The sequence below is a fragment of the Streptomyces sp. NPDC085524 genome (assembly GCF_044541755.1).
Classification (GTDB): Bacteria; Actinomycetota; Actinomycetes; order Streptomycetales; family Streptomycetaceae; genus Streptomyces.
The window spans coordinates 409,463-425,629 of the sequence record NZ_JBITTH010000001.1 but is presented as its reverse complement, the minus strand read 5'-3'; the positions used below and the strand labels follow the sequence as shown (position 1 = coordinate 425,629).

Here is a 16,167-nt window from a genome sequence, read left to right as displayed (position 1 = left end):
AGCAACTATAGGGCGTCCAAGGGCTATTGACTTGCTAGTCGACTAGGTCCTGCCGGCCTTTACCGACTCATCGCACTGCACTGACCTCGATGTAGGCATCGGAACTCAGCAGGTTCTTGTCGTCGCTGACCAAGTCGCCGACGACGTCGATGCGGATCCGTCGCTCCGAGGGGTGCTCGTTGAGGAAGGTCGCCACCGCGGTGGTGACCTCGTCGGTCAGCCTCGCCACGGCCGCACGTGCGCCGCCGGCATCGGAGTCGGTGTCACCCTTGTCCTCGATGAGGTACTGCAGCACCCTCGCGTCGACGTCGACCCGCACGTTGTGCTTGATGAACACCTCCTGCACCATTTGCCGAAGCTTCTTCCGCACGATCTTCTGCTGCGTCGCCAGCGACAGCGGCTGGAAGGGTACGATCGCGTCGATGCGGCCCAGCAGCTCGGGCGGGAACCGGTTGTCGCCCGTCGTCGAGGAGATGGAGCGGCGGATCAGCTTCTCGTACTCCATCAGCTGTTTGCCCGAGCCGGTGTCGTCGGCGGCGTACTGCGAGATGCTCTTGTAGATCTCCGTGCCGGCGTTCGTCGTCAGAACGATGTACGTGTTGAGGAAGCTCACTTCGCGGTTGTTGTCGTCGTTGAGCCGGCCGTCGTCGAGCACCTGTAGCAGCACGCGCGTGACCATCGCCGAGGCCTTCTCGACCTCGTCGAAGAGCAGCACGGCGTGGGAGAGGTCCCACACCCGCTTGGTGAGTTCGGAGCGGAAGGCCGCGAATGACGAGTCCTCGGCGTACTCCGTCATGTCGAAACGGATCAGGTGCCGCTGGTCATCGCCGAACAGCAGCTTCGCCAGCTGCTTGGTGAGTTCGGTCTTGCCGACGCCGGTGGAGCCCGTGAACAGCAGGCTCGCCATTGGCTTTCCCTTGTCGTTGAGGTCCGCCACCGCCAGCTGTAGGCGACGCGCCACCGCGCCGGTCGCCCATTCCTGGCTGAACACCTTCTCGTCCAGCTGCTTCTTGATCTTCGCACCGTCGACCTTGAAGGCCACGTTGACGTTCAGGGTCTCCATGAGCACGTCCGAGAGCAGGTCCCGGTCCATCGGCCGGTGCGTCAGGCGAGACCAGCCGACCATGGAGTCGAGCACGAGGATCGACTTGCGCGGTTGGGCGCTGGCCGGCATGTAGCGCTGGGTGTACTCGTAGATCTGCCGGAAGATGTGGTCGTCGTAGAACTCGTCGGCCACCCCATATCGTTCCGCCATGCCCTGCAGGATCTTGATGGTCGTCGACTGGTCGGGCGGGTTCAGGTTGATGCGTTGCAGTCGCTCGACGAGCGGCTGGTTCGGCGAGATGTGCTTGTGGAACTCCTCGTAGGTTGTCGCCGCGATGATCCTGATGCCGCGGGTTCCCGATGCGGCGAGGACCGGCTTGATCGCCTCGACGGCGGCGTCGGAGAGCTGGGCGACCTGATGGAACTCGTCGATGAAGAGGACCAGTTCGTGCTTCTCGTTTCTGACGAAGTCCTCGGCCTCGTCGAAGAAGCCCTTGAGGATCGCGGCCATGTTCTCGGCGGTGCCCGCCTCGGAGATCATGCGCGCTGGGTCCACTTCCAGGTAGAGGCGGTCCTTGTCCACCAGCATCGTGGCCTGGACCAGGGCCGTCTTGCCTGTGCCGGCCTCGGCCAACAGGAGCGCGTTGCACAGCTCGGGACGGCTCAGCGAGGCCAGCAGCTGTGTCGTCTCGTGCTCGCGGCCGACGATGTCGCGCTCGGCCTTCTTCAGTGGCTCCGAGAGTTTGGACAGGAGCCGGTAGCGCTCGTTGAGCTGCACCTCTTGAAACATGCCACACAAGACCTCTCGACAGGGCTGACGATTCGACTGCAAAATCAGTCGAAACCTATCATGAGACGCACTCGATAGGGCGCTCAATAGGGGCCGAGAAGGGCTTGTGAGGGCATTCGGAGGTGGGGCTTGGAAGGAGGCCGCGCGATCAGTGCTCGACATCTCGTGGTCGTAGGTCGCGAAAGGCCCCTGGATGTCATTCCGGGGGCCTTTCGAGGGCTTGACTCGGCCTCGCCCTTGGTCTCAGCCGACCGTCGGCTGGTCGACCTCGACCTCGGTTGCCTGCTCCCGCTCGGTCTCGGGGGCCGAAGTCTGAGCCTGTGACTCCTTGGCCGCGGCCTGGGCCTCGTGGGCTGCGCGCATGGAGGCCAATTGGCGGTCCAGCGTTCTGCTGTCGACCATGAACTCGGAGGCCTCGACGGACTTGGTGTTGACCACCAGGCCGGTGCCGTGCGTCGCGGGCATCACATTGCCCTTGAAGCCGTAGATGGTGCCGATCTCGTTGCCGTCCTTGTCCAGGATCGGCTCGGTGTTCGGCCCCGCGGCCTCGGCGATCTCCTCCATCTGACTGGTGGAGTACGGGGCGCCGTTGTTGTAGCGGACCTTGCCGTCCTCGCCCTGAACCCGATCGGACTTCAGATGCAGGTTCGTCTGCTTCGGGCCGCGCAGGTCTCGAGCGTCAAGCTGGACGTCGGCGTACTGGGACTTGCGATCCCTGGTGAAGCCCTTCTTGTAGGCTATCGCGATGAGGTTGACTCCGGTCATCGCGCCCGGGCCCTTGAGAAGTGCCATGATCTCTTCCCTCCACTTGTCCTCACTGTCATCTGACAGTCGACCGCGACCAGTCACATCGCCCGAACAAGACGTAATCAGCTCGTCTGTTAGGGCTCAAAAGCGGTTGAGATGGACGGCTGATGCGAGTCGAATGCCATCTCGGCGTCTGCCGTAGTCACAGCCTGATCGACTCGGGCCTGGACCCGCACGACCAGACCGGCGTCCAGCGAGGAAGCCTTGGACCGCCGCATCCTCTCGGCCTGCTCGCGCCCGGGGCGCAGCTCCGCGATTCTGGAACGCAACATGAGCGAGCCGGATCGCCGCCCCGTCTGCTGGGATGTCAGCTCCCGGGACACCCGTGTCATCGCCGCGACATCGTTCACCGGCAGATCGGCAATTGCCTCTGCCTGACCGGACTGGTCCAGGTAGTCCATCGCCGCCAGCAGCAGTCGTCGGCGATCCCTGGCCGTCTCGATGAAGGCCTGGTGTGCGCGCGGCCCGATTCGGACGTCGGTGACGAAGTCGTAGCCCAGGTGATGTAGATCCAAGCCCTTGACCTCGTCGAAGTCATACGTGGTACCGGCGACCACCTTGAAGTCCGTGCTGACCGCGTCCGTCTCCGTACCCGCCCGATGCTCGGCGCTCGACCCCACGCGCAGCACCAGGCCGGAGGAAGCGAGATCGGCCCGGAGGCCGTGCAACTTCCGGTCATAGGACTGCTTCATCGTCCGAATGCGCGCGTCCAGCACCGCCCAGCCGCGCATGCCCTCGGTCAGGAGCCTGCCGCCGGGCTGACCGTAGATCGTCCGGCCCAGATTCTCGGCCTCCTCGGAGTCTTTCATCCGCTGCAGAGAGGCATCCGCGCGCAGGGCCATGAGCGAGAGCAGCCGCCGGCCGTAAGCCGCCACGTCCTGCTGCTGCTCGTGCCATGCGCCCGCATCCCCGACGAAAGGCAGGAAGTGCCGGTACTTGCTCATCAGCCTCCAGTGGTAGCCCTCCTCGAAGCGATAGAAGTCGTAGAGCGGGCGCGAATCCTCGGCGGCCACACCGGCCCTATCGGCCTGTTCCCACTGGTGGGTGAGATCGCGGTAGACCCCGACCTTCTCCCGGTGATGCCGTAGACGTGAGGCGTAGCTGCGCAGGCGGAAGCCGAAGGAGACCAGATCGGCTTCCGTGTTCTCGTGGTCCCCCTGACGATCTGCAGCCAGCGCCGCCATCTGCTGGTAGTCCATCCCCATGACTTCGAGCATCGGCGTGTGCACTCGCAGTTCCGACTCCGGCATGGCCCGAAGCATCTGGTAGATGCCGTTGACGGCGCGCTCCGTGATCTGCGTACGTCCCTGCTCGACCAGCTTCTGCCATTCCTCCGTGCTCAGAGACTCCTTCGCGCGGCGCTCGTTGGCGTAGTCGACGATGCGCTCCATGGCCGCGGGCATCGGGGAGCCGGCACGTTCTAGCTGCTCCGTCACGAGCTCGGTCACCAGCTGGTTCGCCTTGCGCATGCGAGCGTCGTCCGAGCCGGCGCGCCAAAGCGTTCGGTCCCCGGGCAGGCAGGCGACCAGAAACTGCGGCAGGGACTCGGCACGGATTCGCTCGTGCGCCCACCGCTTGATGAAGGTGGTGACGTTGCGCCGCTCGTAGCCGACGGCGCTGGAGAGGTGAGCGACCGCCTGCTTCTCGTGGAGCCAGGCATCGACGCCGCGGCGGAGCCGGGACTTGTGCCGGTCCAGTAGCTTGCCGCGCTGCGTGCCGTTCTTCGTCACCTGGCCCCGGCCGCCGTCGACCATGGCCAGGTGGCAGTGCACGTGTTCGGTGTCCACCTGGATGACCCCCACGTACCGCAGGTCGTCGAAGCCGCTGGTGCCCGAGCCCATCCGCTCCAGGCCGTACATGATCGCCATGCGCAGCTTCATCTGATCGATGTGGCCGCGGTAGTCACCGCGGGCTTCGCAGCGGAAGTCGACGTCGATGATCTTTTGCTTCCGCAGGTACTCCTCGTCGAAGGACAGCACGGTCTTCAACACGGTGTGCCCAGCGTCGAAGTGGTGCTGGATGTCCTTGCCGGCCGCCTTGAGCTGTTCGTCCGAGAGCGAGACCGAGCCGTAGCCGAAGGCCACGCCGCCGTCGCCTTGCGCCTGGCGCATCTCGTGCTTCGTCGCACCCCGCGAGATGCCGACGCGCTCGACGGCGGACTCCCGCGCCGTGTAGCGCAGGATGAAGTCGTCGGTGCGCAGACGCTGGATCGGAGCCAGGGACTCCGTCGCCTGCGCGCGGGCCATGTACCGGGTGACGTAGTCGCCCGGCGTCGCACCGCGCGATCCCTTGCCGCCGGGCAGCGGCACGGTGAACTCATTCACGATCACGATGTCCTGCTTCAGGCCCATCGTCGCTCTCCTTCCTGTCTCGCCACCGATGCACTACGGGCCCCGGCTGCTGTCAGCCGGCTCCCCGGGCCGCGCACGTCATGCCTGATGCGTCCTCAGGAGCCCAGGCTCTGCTCGTCGTCAACGCCGAAGTCCAGATCGGCCGCACGCCGGGCCACCTGGAGCTTGCGCTCGTCCAGGCTCGGGACGGGCTTGACCTCATGTCGGCGTGCCTCCTCCTTCTCCTTCTCCTCCTCCAGGTCGGGATCGGGGTTCAGGTCGCGTTGCGCCTCACGGGTCGGGACCGAGGAAGCGGACGGCACCTCCTGCTCTTCAGCCTTGTGCAGTGGTGCGGCCACGCGCTCCCGGTAGAGGTTCTCCGTGGTGCCCTCGGTGCTCGCACGCTCGGTCTTGTACTGCTCCCGTTCGGCGGCGATCTCCGCCTCGATCTGCCGCAAGCGTGCGTTCATGCCGTCAGCGACCGGTGCTGCCTCGGGCGCGGGCGCTCCGACGACCTGCTTGGTCTCGGTGTCCAGGCCCAACTCGTCCTCGGTGAACAGCGGGTTGATCGCGTCCGAGCGCGACTTCAGCCCGCGTGCGTCGACTACGGCCTCGGCCCGCGGGACGCCGTTCTTGGATTGGTCGGCGAAGTAGCCGGCGAGGTCGTAGCCGCTGGACTCGAGATCGATCTCCAAGCCCCCGATGCCGTGGATCTGGGTGAAGACCACGGGCACATCGCCTTCGGTCCGCTCCTCCGACGGAGCGAGGACGAGCACGTCCGCCGTGGCCGGCAGCTCCCACTCGATCCCGGTGACCTGCTCGGGCACGGTGAAGCCACTCGTGAAGTAGCCCTTGCCGGCCAGCACCACCAGCTGCTCGTCGTCGAACTCGTAGAAGGCGTCCACCTTCTCGCCCTGGCCGGGGGAGTAGGTCACCTGGGATATACCGAACGGCAGGGCCTCCGCAGGGGTGACCGAGCGCAGCTCGCCCGTCATGTGCAGATACGGACGGTAGTTCTCCTCCCGGCCCCGATGCTTGAGGTCGAGCGTTTCGACCATGACGCCGAGCTCGGCGACCACCCCCTCCAGCCGGTACGTCTCCACTCCTCGTTCACGCAGGACACGGTGGGCCCATACGTCGTTCATCGTCAGTCCTGCCGTGCGCATCACTTGCTCCTCTTGCGGTTGGTCCTGCTCTGGTTGGCGGTCCTGGTCGTGGACTCCGGTGTGACGTCGGCCCCGGTCACTTCGCCCCGGGCGTCCTGGATCTTCGCGATCATCCGTGTTGCCCAGCGCCACATGCCGCGCATCACGACGATCTCGCCCGCGGCGAGCAGTGCGACCAGGAAGAGGAGCGGCATCAGCCACATGGCGATGGTTCCATCCCCGCTGAGCGCAACCCGGGATGCGCCCGACTGCTGGTGCAGCCATGCGCCCAGCAGCGGGATGACGACCACGGCCGTGATGCATGCCAGCAGGTAGTCGGCGAGAAGGACGACGGCCCGGAAGAACCCCGCCCACACCACGACGGAGAACCCACCGGCCTGATTCCCCGGAGCCAGGCGCCGCCATCCGGTGCGCGCCTTCGAAGCCTTGTGCTCCTTCTCAGGCTTGGCCGTGGTCTTCCTCGCCGCCGAAGCCGTGCTCGTCGGGACAGTCGTCTCGGTCTTCTCCAGGGCCTGAGTCGACATGTTCGTGTCCTTACGTCTCGTAGAGGTCTTCTGGGGTGCGTGCCGAAACGGCGGGTGGTTCGCTCACCGTTTCGGCTTGGGGGAGGACCGTTCCTCGCCGGCCCCGACGAGGGCGTCGCGGGTCTTGGCGGAGGCCCGATAGGCGTCCAGCGATGTCGTCGTGCCGTCCTGAGAGGTGGAGTAGGTGAGGACCACGAACTCGCTCTTGGCGGTGCTGCCCCGATCCGGTCCAACGCGGACCGGATCGAGACGGGCCACCCCCGTGTAGGAGTAGTTCAGGCCCTGCACCCGACTCACATGAACGTCCAGATCGGCAAGCGCGTACGTCGTCCCAGCGCCCTTCGTGGCTCCGGTCGCAGTCATCCACTCCGGCACGAACTCGGTCAGCACCCGGGACTCGTGGTCGAGGAAGCCGTAGCGCGCGTCGAGTAGCGCCTGCTGCTCCTCGACGGTCCGGCTCGACGCCGAGCTGTCCGTGAGGCCGAGCAGAAGGGACCGGCCCGTCGTCCTGTCACGGTTCACCCGCTCGATGTCCACGCCCGGCAACTGGGCCAGCAGCGCCGTGTGCCGTGCTGCGAGTTCGGTCCGGGCGTCGTTGAGGTCGCCTTCGAGCTTCTGAACGACCGCGTTGTCCTGGATGTCCGACACCGCCGGACCGTCGCTGAGCAGGCCGGCTCCGAGTGTGACCACCGAGAGCGCGAGCAGCGCCCCGGTGCCGCCGAGCAGGATCCTCCCGGCGTGCAGGCGCAACTTGTCGTTGATCTCCTCCTTCACGGTGTCCTCACCTCCTGCTCCAGAGCCTTGCCCGTGACCGTCGTACCGGTCCGGATGTTCACGAAGGCGTTGCGGACCAGGTCGTAGTCGGCGCGGGCCCAGGCCAGCACCGCCGGCTTCTCGCCCGCCCCGGTCCTGGTCTCCATCGCCAGCCAGGTCACCGCGATGGTGCCGTCGTCGTTGACCAGGTAAGGCACCTGGCCGGCCCACTCGAAGCCCGAGTCGAAGCTCATGGGGATCCCGACGCCGGCTGGTACGTCCTTGTCGCCGGCGAGCAGGTACCACGGACCCAGGTCTTCCCGGTGTACCGAGGGGGCGAAGTAGGGGATGAGATTGTGCAGCGTCGACTGAGAGGTCGCCGCGTCGAGCTTGCCGCCGTCTGCCGCCACCTTGGGCGTCAGGTAGCGGTAGTCGTTCTGCAGCTTCGCGACTTGACCAGCCGCCCTCAGGGCCGCGGTCAGACCACGCTCGGCGTCGTCGGCCTTCGGTAGCGCCGCGGTCTTCGCCTCGGTGTTCCTGAGCTGCTCCCGCAGAGAGGACACCTGCGGTACAGCCGTACCGCGCACCGCGCTCTGGCCGTCGGAAGTTCCTGCGGAGAGCAGGAAGCACAGCAGTGCGCCGACACCCATGCTCAGACCGGCCGCAACGGTGCGCTTGCGCAGGCCGCCCGCGGGCTCCATGAGCTCAGGAGTGTCCGAGCCCTCCTGCGAGGACCCGGACGTCGCGACGAAGCGCGTCTTGCGTACCGCGGACCCGCCCGACTCATCGGTCTGTGTCGACGCCATTGCTCCTCAACTCGCCGTTTCACTCAAATACCAGTCTAACTCTATCAGCGAGGTGAGTCGAAAGGGTCTGTGAGTCATTTGGAATGGCGAGTCTCGCCGCTCGCCGGCACGCCGGAGAGGTTCGAGACCTTGCCCTGGGCGTCGACCGTGACGAAGAGGAGCGCGCGCCGGTACGCCGTGACACTGGCTTTGCTCGCCTTGTTCTGGGACGTCGCGTCGGAGGTGACCTCGACGTCGGCAAGGACGGCGTAGGTGTAGACGCCCGCCTTGGCGTCGATGACCTCCACGTCCGGATCCGCGCCGAGGGCCGAGTTCAGGCCAACCGCGTCGATGTAGTGGTAACGCCGCCCTTGGGAATCCTCGTTGAACCTCGACGGGGGCATGAACGACTTCAGGAACACCTCGTTCTCGGTGAGGTCGAACCGACTCTTCAGCCTCTCGCGCGCAGCCTCGTAGCTCTGCCCCGAGTCCCACGTGAAGACCATCGAGAGCAGCGACTTGATGCGCTCACGGTCGGTGCTCAGCCGACTCCGGCTGACGCCCAGGGCCGCCATGACGTCCGCGTTCACCTGCTCGGCGTCACTCTTCCGGACTGCCGCCAGATGTCCCTCGAGATCGTTGATCCGGGCTTCCTGCTCAACCAGGGCCGCGTGCCGGCTGCTCCAGGTCACTCCGCCAACCGTCGCGACCACCGCGAGGACCGCTGCCGTCCCCAAGGCCGAGAGGTTGCGCCGGAAGAATCCCCGCCGCGCGGGTGCTGCCGTCTGCTCCGTCATCGCTTCCCACCCGCCTCCTGTGTGCCCGTGCCGCTGAGTTCGGGTACTCCGGACCCGGCCGGCATCCTGACCGCCGGGTTCTCGTGCGGAGCCCCGGCGGCGGTTACCACGAGGGCCAAGTGGTCGAAGGCCCCCGCCGTGCCATTGCGCACGTAACGCGCGCTCGCCCAGGCGAGCACCTCGCCGCTCGTCGTGTCCCGGCACAGCCAGATGACCCTTGCCCGGTTCGTCGCGCCGGAGCCGCCCTTCACGCTCAGATCGGGCATCACCGTCTCTACCTTCCATGCGTACGTGCTCGGGGCAGCTGCCTTGTCGCCGTCGTAGCGGATGTACCAGGCGTGGCGCGGATCGATCTCGGTGGTCGCGTCGAACGGCGTCAGCGACGAGGTGCTGTACGCCTCCTTGTCGCTGACGAGGAAGGAGTTCTTGTCGAACAGCGGCGCCAAGTCCCGTCGGTGCTCGACGATTTCCAGCGTGGCCTGGTTCGGAGCCCCGTTCTTCCGGCTGGGCTGGACATCGGCCTGGTGGTACAACTCGGCGAAGGTCTGCTCACCCGCCGCGACCTTCTTCGCGTCGGCGGCTGCCGCCTCGGCGAGCTTCGACAACTGCGCGCCGACGTCCGCTGTCGCGGGCTTGGACCGGGCATCGTCCAACTGTTGCGTAAGCTGGAGGATCCGGGCCTCGTTGTCCGCTGTGGTCGTCTTGAAGCTCTCGCCGGTCACGCCCGCAGTGATGACCAGGGCGAGGATCCCGGCACTCATCACCGCGGTGACGCCGCGGCGGAGCAGGCGCGCGTTGTCCGCCGGGGCGCGGGCCTGGCCCTTCTCTCGCCGGCGCGTCATCCAGCCCGCGAAGCGCTCTTCGAGCTCGACTCCGGTGACCTTCGTGTGCGTCTTCGATACCGCGGGCTTCTCCTCGGGTATCGACTCGCTCTCCTGCTCCGGTCCGGTGCCCTCGGACTCGTCAGGGGTTGTCGTCACGGAACGCTCCTCACTCCGCGTTGTTCTCATAAACGACTGAAGCCTATATCAAAAGCCATTCATGGCCGAGTGTGAATCCATTCGGTAAGAGCGTCGAAGGTGGAACCGGCGCGCGGACCTGACTCGGACACGAAGAAGCCGGTGCCCGGATCGCCGAGCACCGGCTTCTGCCTCCCAGGTCAGCTGCTGCGCATCAGACCGTTTTGATCTTGTCGGAGGTGAGCATCGCATCCGACATGTCCACGAACTTCCAGCCCGCGGCAGCCAGCCGCGCCGCGCTGTCGACGCGGACCCGGCCCATGTAGGCGCAGTAGCCGGCCTCGCCGAGGATGACCTTGTCCCCCTGGACGCCGAGCACCACCAGGGTGTGGCCGACGGAAGTGGATCCCGGCCCGGACCCGACCGAGTAGGGGACGGGGGTCGACTGCATCGTCTTGCCGGTCTCCTTCGCGATCGTGTAGGCCGTCTCCTTGCCATCGCCGGCCGGGTAGGCCTGGAACGTCGTGTACTTGTTCACGAAGTAGGTCGAGAAGCTCACGCAGTTCATCGCGTGGTTGTCGCCGCAGGAACCGGGGCCGCCGCCCGGGCCGTACCGGTCGTCGAGGAACTTGTCGCCCTCCTTGTTGAAGAGGTCGACGAGGGCCTGGGCCTCCTCCTGCGTCATCCCGCCGTCCTTCGGCGAGACGGAACCGCCGGCCGTGGAGGCGCAGTTTCCCAGGATCGTGTCGATCCCGTTCGATATGTTGTCGATGATCCCGCCGACGATGTCCTCGACGCCACCGACGATCGAGCTGTCGACCGACCAGCCGCTCATCTTGCCGAACCACATCTCGGCGTTGTCGCCTCGCACAGCGACCCCGGCCGCGCCGTCGGCGGAGCGCTCCCAGTTCTCGTGAAAGTGCACCGCCGCCGTACGCGGCGAGCCCTGCGACTTCCTGAGCATGTCCTTGAAGACCGCAACGTCGCCCGGGTTGTCACCATCGACCATGAAGGCCAACTGGGCCTTGATCGTGAACCAGTCGACGCCCTTGCGCTGCGCGTACTGGCGCAGCAGCGTGTTGCGGCCGAACGTCCACTGCCCAAGACCGATACCGTTGTCCGTGTTCTGCGCGGCGCCGGCCTTCGCGGGGGTCATGGCATACGTCCCCGTCGGAAAGTTCTGCACACTCGTCGGGTCGATCCCGGACTCCTGCGACCAGTTCCCGAGGATGCCCGCGATGTTCGCCTTCGGCATCCCCCAACTGCTGAGTACCGAGTAGATCTCCTTGGCGTTCTTCTCCACGTTCGCCGGGACGGTGGCACCGGAACCGTTGCCGACGTTGTCCGCGTTGACGACGCACGCCGCCCTGTTCGCGTTGATGCTGCCCTCGGTCAACGCCGTCGAGTTGAGGACACCGGTCAGGACCGTGCCCAGCAGGGCCACGGTGGCGGTTATCGCGACCGCACCCGACAGCGCTGCCGCTACAGGGGCCATCGTCGCAGTGACGGTGAAGCCCAGGACCGCGCCGGCCCCCTTGGCTAGGAAGCTGCCGATCGCCATGAACGGTGCGGCGATCGCATGACCAACCGCCTTGAGGATGTTGACGAAGAGAGTCCACAGCAGCTTCCCGGCGTTGACGGCCATCGCCATGGCTGCGAAGAACATGGACTTGAGCCAGTTCAGTAAGGCCATGGCCATGACCAGGCCCATGGCCGGCGGAGCAGCAGACGCACCACCGCCGATGGCGACGCCCTTGGCCGCCTTCGCGCCCAGGCCCTCGTCGTCCTTCGTCGCACCGCGCTCGTAGCCCGTGCCGCCGACACCCAGCTCGCGCTGGTCGGCCGGCTTGGCGTCCGGGCTGCCGCCGGTGGCCTTGGACACGCCTTTGACCGTGTCCTGGGCACCCTCGACAGTGAGGTTCTTCGCTGCGCCAACGGCGGCTCCCGGAAGCCCGCCGGCCTGTGCGCCGGCCACGGCACCGGAGACAGCAGCTCCCGCGTAACGCCCGACGTTACGACGGGTCGCGCTGCTGCCGTCTCCTTCGATCGCCTTCCGGGTCGCGCCTCCGGCCAGGTTCCCGGCGACGCCGTCCATACCCTGCTTGATCGTCGCCCCGGCGTTCGCGGCCCCGGCTGTCTTGCCTGCGGTGTCTGCACTGTCCGGTACCTTCGACCCGGCCTCCGCCATCTTCGGTCGCGCGGTGTTCGCCGTGCCGGATGGGTCAGAAGGACCGGAAGGACGAGAAGGACCGGAAGGAACAGGAGGGCCGGAAGGACCGGAAGGGCCGGAAGGACCGGAAGGGCCGGAAGGGCCGGAAGGGCCGGAAGGGCCGGAAGGACGGGAAAGACGGGAAGGGCGGGAAAGACGGGAAGGGCGGGAAGGGCCGGAAGGACCGGAAGGATCAGCTTCCCGCCCCGGGAGCTGCTTGGGCACGGCGGTCTTGCCCTCAGGAGGCTTCTCGATGCCCTCCTTTCGGGTGGGCGCCGCCGCCTTCATCCTGCTGTGCCGGCGCAGGGGCGCCGCCGAATCGAGGCTCTTGGTCCCGCGACCCTGCCGGGGCATCCCCTGACTCGCCGACGTGTCCGGCTGGTCCTTCGTCGTCCCCGTCTCGGAGCTCCGATTCGGCTGGTCGGCGGCCATGCTATTTTCCTTTCCGGCTCAATCCAGGTAGCAGGATCCGACACTTCTTCGCCGCGCTCAGTGGAGCGTGGTGAGGAAGTCTTTGTCGTCACGAACGGTGCTGTTGGACTGCACGTCCCGCAGACTCACGTCCAGGCGGAGCAGGTCGAGTGAGAGGTCCGACTGGTACTTGGACTTGTTCACTGAGTAGGTTTGATACGCATGTGAAAGGTTGTTCATGATGTTCATGAGCGGGCGCATCGTCACGTCAGAGGACTGGTAGTCCTTGGTGAGGCTGGTGCCATCCGAGAGAATCCACTGCATGTCCGAGATCTGCTGAATCGTCGGATCTGACCCCTCGTCACGCTTCTTGGCGAACAACTGGGCGTAGCTCTGTCCGGCCGGCGTCAGGGCATCGAGGTAGCCGTCGTAGACGTTGCCTGTACGCCAGTTGAGGTCGAAGCCGCCGTGGGCGACGTGCTTGGTCTGCAGCGCCAGCGTCGAGACACCATCCTTTGCCTCGGCTGCGGAGACCCCCGTGATCTTGTCGGCGGCGATCGAGGCCGGAACGGTCGGCGGACGCAGGAACAACCCGTCGATCTTCGTCGTCTGCAGGTCGGACGTATAAGACCGAATCTGCGTCAGATTCGCGCGCATCTCGACGAGCTTCTGGTCCAGGGCCTTCCTGGCCTCGGTCTCCTTCTTCTTGAGTGCGACCCAGTAGTAGGCCTGCGCGGGATCGAAGGTCGGAGCGTTGAGCGCCGCGATCTTCTGGACCCCGGACGCACCGGGGTTGAAGAAGACCCGCCACTGGTCGTACTTGGTGAAGGTCTCGTCACCGGCCAGCTTGCCGCTGCTCTGCTTCGGCTGGGCTCCGGGCGCGGTGAGTTCGGCATTCGCACGGACCGTCAGATTCAACACCTGACGGTCGAAGGGCCGGTCGGCGTTCAGGAGGACCCCGATGTAGCCGGTCGAGCCGAAGGCGTAGAGGGATCCCTTGATCCCGCTGGTGCTGACCGGCTCGCTGTTGAGTGAGGTGTCCGATCCGAGCAGGAACGCCCTGTAGTCCGCGGCGTTGTACGAGATCTGAGCGGTCGGGCTGAAGTGCATCATCACGAGCGCCTTGTTGCCGCGCTCGTTGGTGTAGACCCCGTCCACGGTGCCGTCGAGATTCGTCTTCGACGTTTTGAAGTCGCTGGTGTACAGCGCCGTCTGTGACAGCGAGTCACGTCCCGCCTGGTATGCCGAGACCCCTGATGCGCCGATCGCGATCGCGCCTGTGACCGCGAAGATGCCGAAGAACACCCCAAAACGCTCGATCGCGTGGTGCGAGTCAAGCTTGAACTTCCTACTGAAGCCCAGCGCCTTGTTCCTGATCCCCATGTTCTGCTCTCTTTCGCGCCTGCACCGTGCTGCGAGCCCGGGTACGGCGAACCGGGTCGGAAGAGGCCTTGCGCCTCAATCGACCCGGTTCGCTCGATGGCTCTGTCACCGTTCGTGTGCGCAGTCCGTGACGGCCCCTTACTTGGAAGGGCCGCTCAGGAATCCGGTGACCTGGTCGAAGGTCTGCGCGATCACCGTGCCGCCGCCGAGATCCGTAATGGTCTGCTGGCCGCCGGAGCCGATCGTCGAGATCAGCGTCCAGCCGCCGGTGCCCAAAGCTCCGCCGACGAGAACGAGGAGCGCGATCGTGCCCCAGCCCTGCTGTTGGCCGGCGGACTGCGGGTTGGCCATCAGCTTCTTGATCAAGAGCACGCCGCCCCAGACCAGGCCGACAACGCCGAGCAGCATGAGTACAGAACCTCCCCAGAGCTGGACCTGGGACTTGGCGTTCTGCAGGAAGCTGGTCAGGTCCCAGGCGGCGCTCGGCAGGGGTGCCTGTGTGAGGACGGCTGCCCCGTCGGTCTTCGGCATACTTCTTTCCTCTCGCCTTTCGATTCATTCAGTGGTGTGACATCGAGTCGCAGTGCAACAAGCGCCGACTACCTACCGTGACAGGTAGTGATAGGGGTCGAGTAGGTCGCTGGCATCCATCGACTCCTCTTGCTGACTCGTATATGTGTGTATCTCGGAGTGGTTAACTTACACCATTCGAATCGTCGATCGTAGGGGTGTGCTAGATGTATCGATAGGTCATCGAAAGGGCCTCGGGGGCGAGGTGAATCGACGTCGCGGTGCGTGGTCGCGGAGGTGGCGCGCGGCCGTTGAGGTGCAGCGGGCGGCTGTGGAATCCGCAGTTCGGGATGTGTAAGGTGCTGCTCCAGCAGTGCCGGGACGTCGGCCTGCTCGATTCCGAGGTGGGCCGCCCCCGCCTGCCCTCCGTCGATCGCGATCTTGACCAGGAAGTGTCAAACCGCCATGAACCCACTGCCCGGTGACCTTTTCGCCCGTCGGCTTCGTCAAGAGCGTGAACGCCTCGGCATCAGCCAGGCAGAGCTGGCGCGCCGTATGGCCGCACTGCTTGGCGCGAACGTTGACGCCACTGCCATCACGCGCATCGAGCAGCAGACCCGTGCGGTCAGGCTCGATGAGGCGGTCACCGCTGCCGAGGCTCTCGGGGTTCCGTTGATCACACTGGTCAGCGACAACTACGCCCGGGAAAACGAGGCTGAGATCCAGAAACAGCTCGCCGAGCTCGCCATCGCGGAGCAGGAGCGGGAGAGGCTGCTGCAGAAGATCCACCGGATCACCCGGACCATCCAGCAACTCTCCGCCGAGCGGGAGGCCTTCCGCTCCCACGCGCTGAGCGTCAACCCTGAAACCGCCGCCGACCACGAGCTCGACCCGGAGACCCAGGCCGCTCTAGATGTCCGGATGCGTGATGTCCGCAACAAGCCGGCCGGAGAGGGTGCAGGCCCAGGCCCAGGCCCAGGCGCATGACGCTGTGCGGGCGGCCGAGTCCGGTGCAGCATCGCGTGCGGCGCGTCGCCGCTCACGCCGGTCGTGTGGATCCGTGCGTCGAGGGGCACATCGTCCTGGTCGGCCTTCGGTCGGCCACGGGCCCGTGCATCCGTCGGCGGATGTAGCTCCAGGCCGTGCGGCTGCACGGCCGCAGTGTCCCAAATCACCAAGACTGTCGGGCAGTTCGGATAGGATCGCAGGTATGGGAATTGACTGGGAAAACATACTCGGCACAAGCGGGAACGGTCTCGACGAGGCATACGACAGGGCGGTCTCCTCGGTCGTCTATGGCGAGACCTCGGAGGACGACCATCGGCCACTCCCGGTCGGCGAAGAGTCCGACGACACGGATGGCCTGCGCTGACCTGAGGGCGCACGCAGAGACTGCCCGATGAGCCGGGGTTGCTTGTTGGGCTTGGTCCGCTCTGGCGGGCATTGGGGATCAGAGGCTTCTGCCCCGTAATGAACCGGTGGTCAAGCGTGCCATCGGGAACCTCGCCTCGCCGTGTCCAGATGGGCGCGGCACGGGTGGCGAGAAGTTGCGCTCGGACGGCCCGGCGTCCGTCGCCGGCTTCTTCGGCGGGGCGCTGAGCTGGCCGGGGAATCGCGGGTCAGGCCGGCATAGCGGGAATCGACTTCGGCTGTCCGTTCGGGTGCAGACGCAACTGCTCCTCGCGGCCCTCGGTGCGTA

General features: G+C 66.1%; 13 protein-coding genes. 1 reads left to right on the top strand and 12 read right to left on the bottom strand.

The features are described from left to right. Nucleotides 1-67 precede the first annotated feature (67 nt). From ACIGFK_RS01855 to ACIGFK_RS01800, 12 genes are all read right to left on the bottom strand, one after another. Nucleotides 68-1,822, bottom strand: a complete 1,755-nt coding sequence (locus tag ACIGFK_RS01855) for an AAA family ATPase (protein WP_376659395.1) — start codon at nucleotides 1,820-1,822, stop codon at nucleotides 68-70. 255 nt (nucleotides 1,823-2,077) lie between these two features. After that, a complete protein-coding gene (locus tag ACIGFK_RS01850; RefSeq protein ID WP_376659394.1) occupies nucleotides 2,078-2,626 on the bottom strand; it encodes a hypothetical protein in 549 nt (182 codons plus the stop codon). A gap of 89 nt (nucleotides 2,627-2,715) precedes the next feature. Beyond that, nucleotides 2,716-4,992 carry a relaxase MobL gene (gene mobL, locus ACIGFK_RS01845; protein WP_376659393.1) on the bottom strand — a complete coding sequence of 759 codons (2,277 nt, stop codon included), beginning with the start codon at nucleotides 4,990-4,992 and terminating at the stop codon, nucleotides 2,716-2,718. 95 nt (nucleotides 4,993-5,087) lie between these two features. Beyond that, nucleotides 5,088-6,137 (bottom strand): hypothetical protein, encoded by a 1,050-nt coding sequence (locus ACIGFK_RS01840; protein WP_400050147.1) that lies wholly within the window; start codon nucleotides 6,135-6,137, stop codon nucleotides 5,088-5,090. Continuing rightward, nucleotides 6,137-6,661, bottom strand: a complete 525-nt coding sequence (locus ACIGFK_RS01835) for a hypothetical protein (protein ID WP_376659391.1) — start codon at nucleotides 6,659-6,661, stop codon at nucleotides 6,137-6,139. Before ACIGFK_RS01835 ends, ACIGFK_RS01840 begins: the two co-directional genes overlap by 1 nt. A 63-nt stretch (nucleotides 6,662-6,724) precedes the next feature. After that, a complete protein-coding gene (locus ACIGFK_RS01830) occupies nucleotides 6,725-7,435 on the bottom strand; it encodes a hypothetical protein (RefSeq protein ID WP_376659390.1) in 711 nt (236 codons plus the stop codon). Next, complete coding sequence (locus ACIGFK_RS01825) at nucleotides 7,432-8,220, bottom strand: hypothetical protein (RefSeq protein WP_400050146.1); 789 nt, start codon at nucleotides 8,218-8,220, stop codon at nucleotides 7,432-7,434. Before ACIGFK_RS01825 ends, ACIGFK_RS01830 begins: the two co-directional genes overlap by 4 nt. A gap of 74 nt (nucleotides 8,221-8,294) precedes the next feature. After that, nucleotides 8,295-8,996 carry a hypothetical protein gene (locus ACIGFK_RS01820; RefSeq protein ID WP_386463266.1) on the bottom strand — a complete coding sequence of 234 codons (702 nt, stop codon included), beginning with the start codon at nucleotides 8,994-8,996 and terminating at the stop codon, nucleotides 8,295-8,297. Beyond that, nucleotides 8,993-9,976, bottom strand: coding sequence for a hypothetical protein (locus ACIGFK_RS01815; protein WP_376659387.1), 984 nt, complete (start codon nucleotides 9,974-9,976; stop codon nucleotides 8,993-8,995). Before ACIGFK_RS01815 ends, ACIGFK_RS01820 begins: the two co-directional genes overlap by 4 nt. Nucleotides 9,977-10,169: 193 nt before the next feature. Beyond that, on the bottom strand, nucleotides 10,170-12,596 hold the full coding sequence (locus ACIGFK_RS01810) for a phage tail tip lysozyme (RefSeq protein WP_400050145.1): 2,427 nt from the start codon (nucleotides 12,594-12,596) through the stop codon (nucleotides 10,170-10,172). A 57-nt stretch (nucleotides 12,597-12,653) separates the two neighbouring features. After that, a complete protein-coding gene (locus ACIGFK_RS01805) occupies nucleotides 12,654-13,958 on the bottom strand; it encodes a hypothetical protein (RefSeq protein WP_400050144.1) in 1,305 nt (434 codons plus the stop codon). Nucleotides 13,959-14,096: 138 nt separating this feature from the next. Continuing rightward, nucleotides 14,097-14,489, bottom strand: coding sequence for a hypothetical protein (locus ACIGFK_RS01800; RefSeq protein ID WP_042813540.1), 393 nt, complete (start codon nucleotides 14,487-14,489; stop codon nucleotides 14,097-14,099). Between the two features lie 444 nt (nucleotides 14,490-14,933). Between ACIGFK_RS01800 and ACIGFK_RS01795 the strand changes: the two genes are divergently transcribed. After that, the gene (locus ACIGFK_RS01795; protein WP_386463274.1) at nucleotides 14,934-15,455 is read left to right on the top strand and encodes a helix-turn-helix domain-containing protein; all 522 of its coding nucleotides are present in this window, start codon (nucleotides 14,934-14,936) and stop codon (nucleotides 15,453-15,455) included. Nucleotides 15,456-16,167 lie beyond the last annotated feature (712 nt).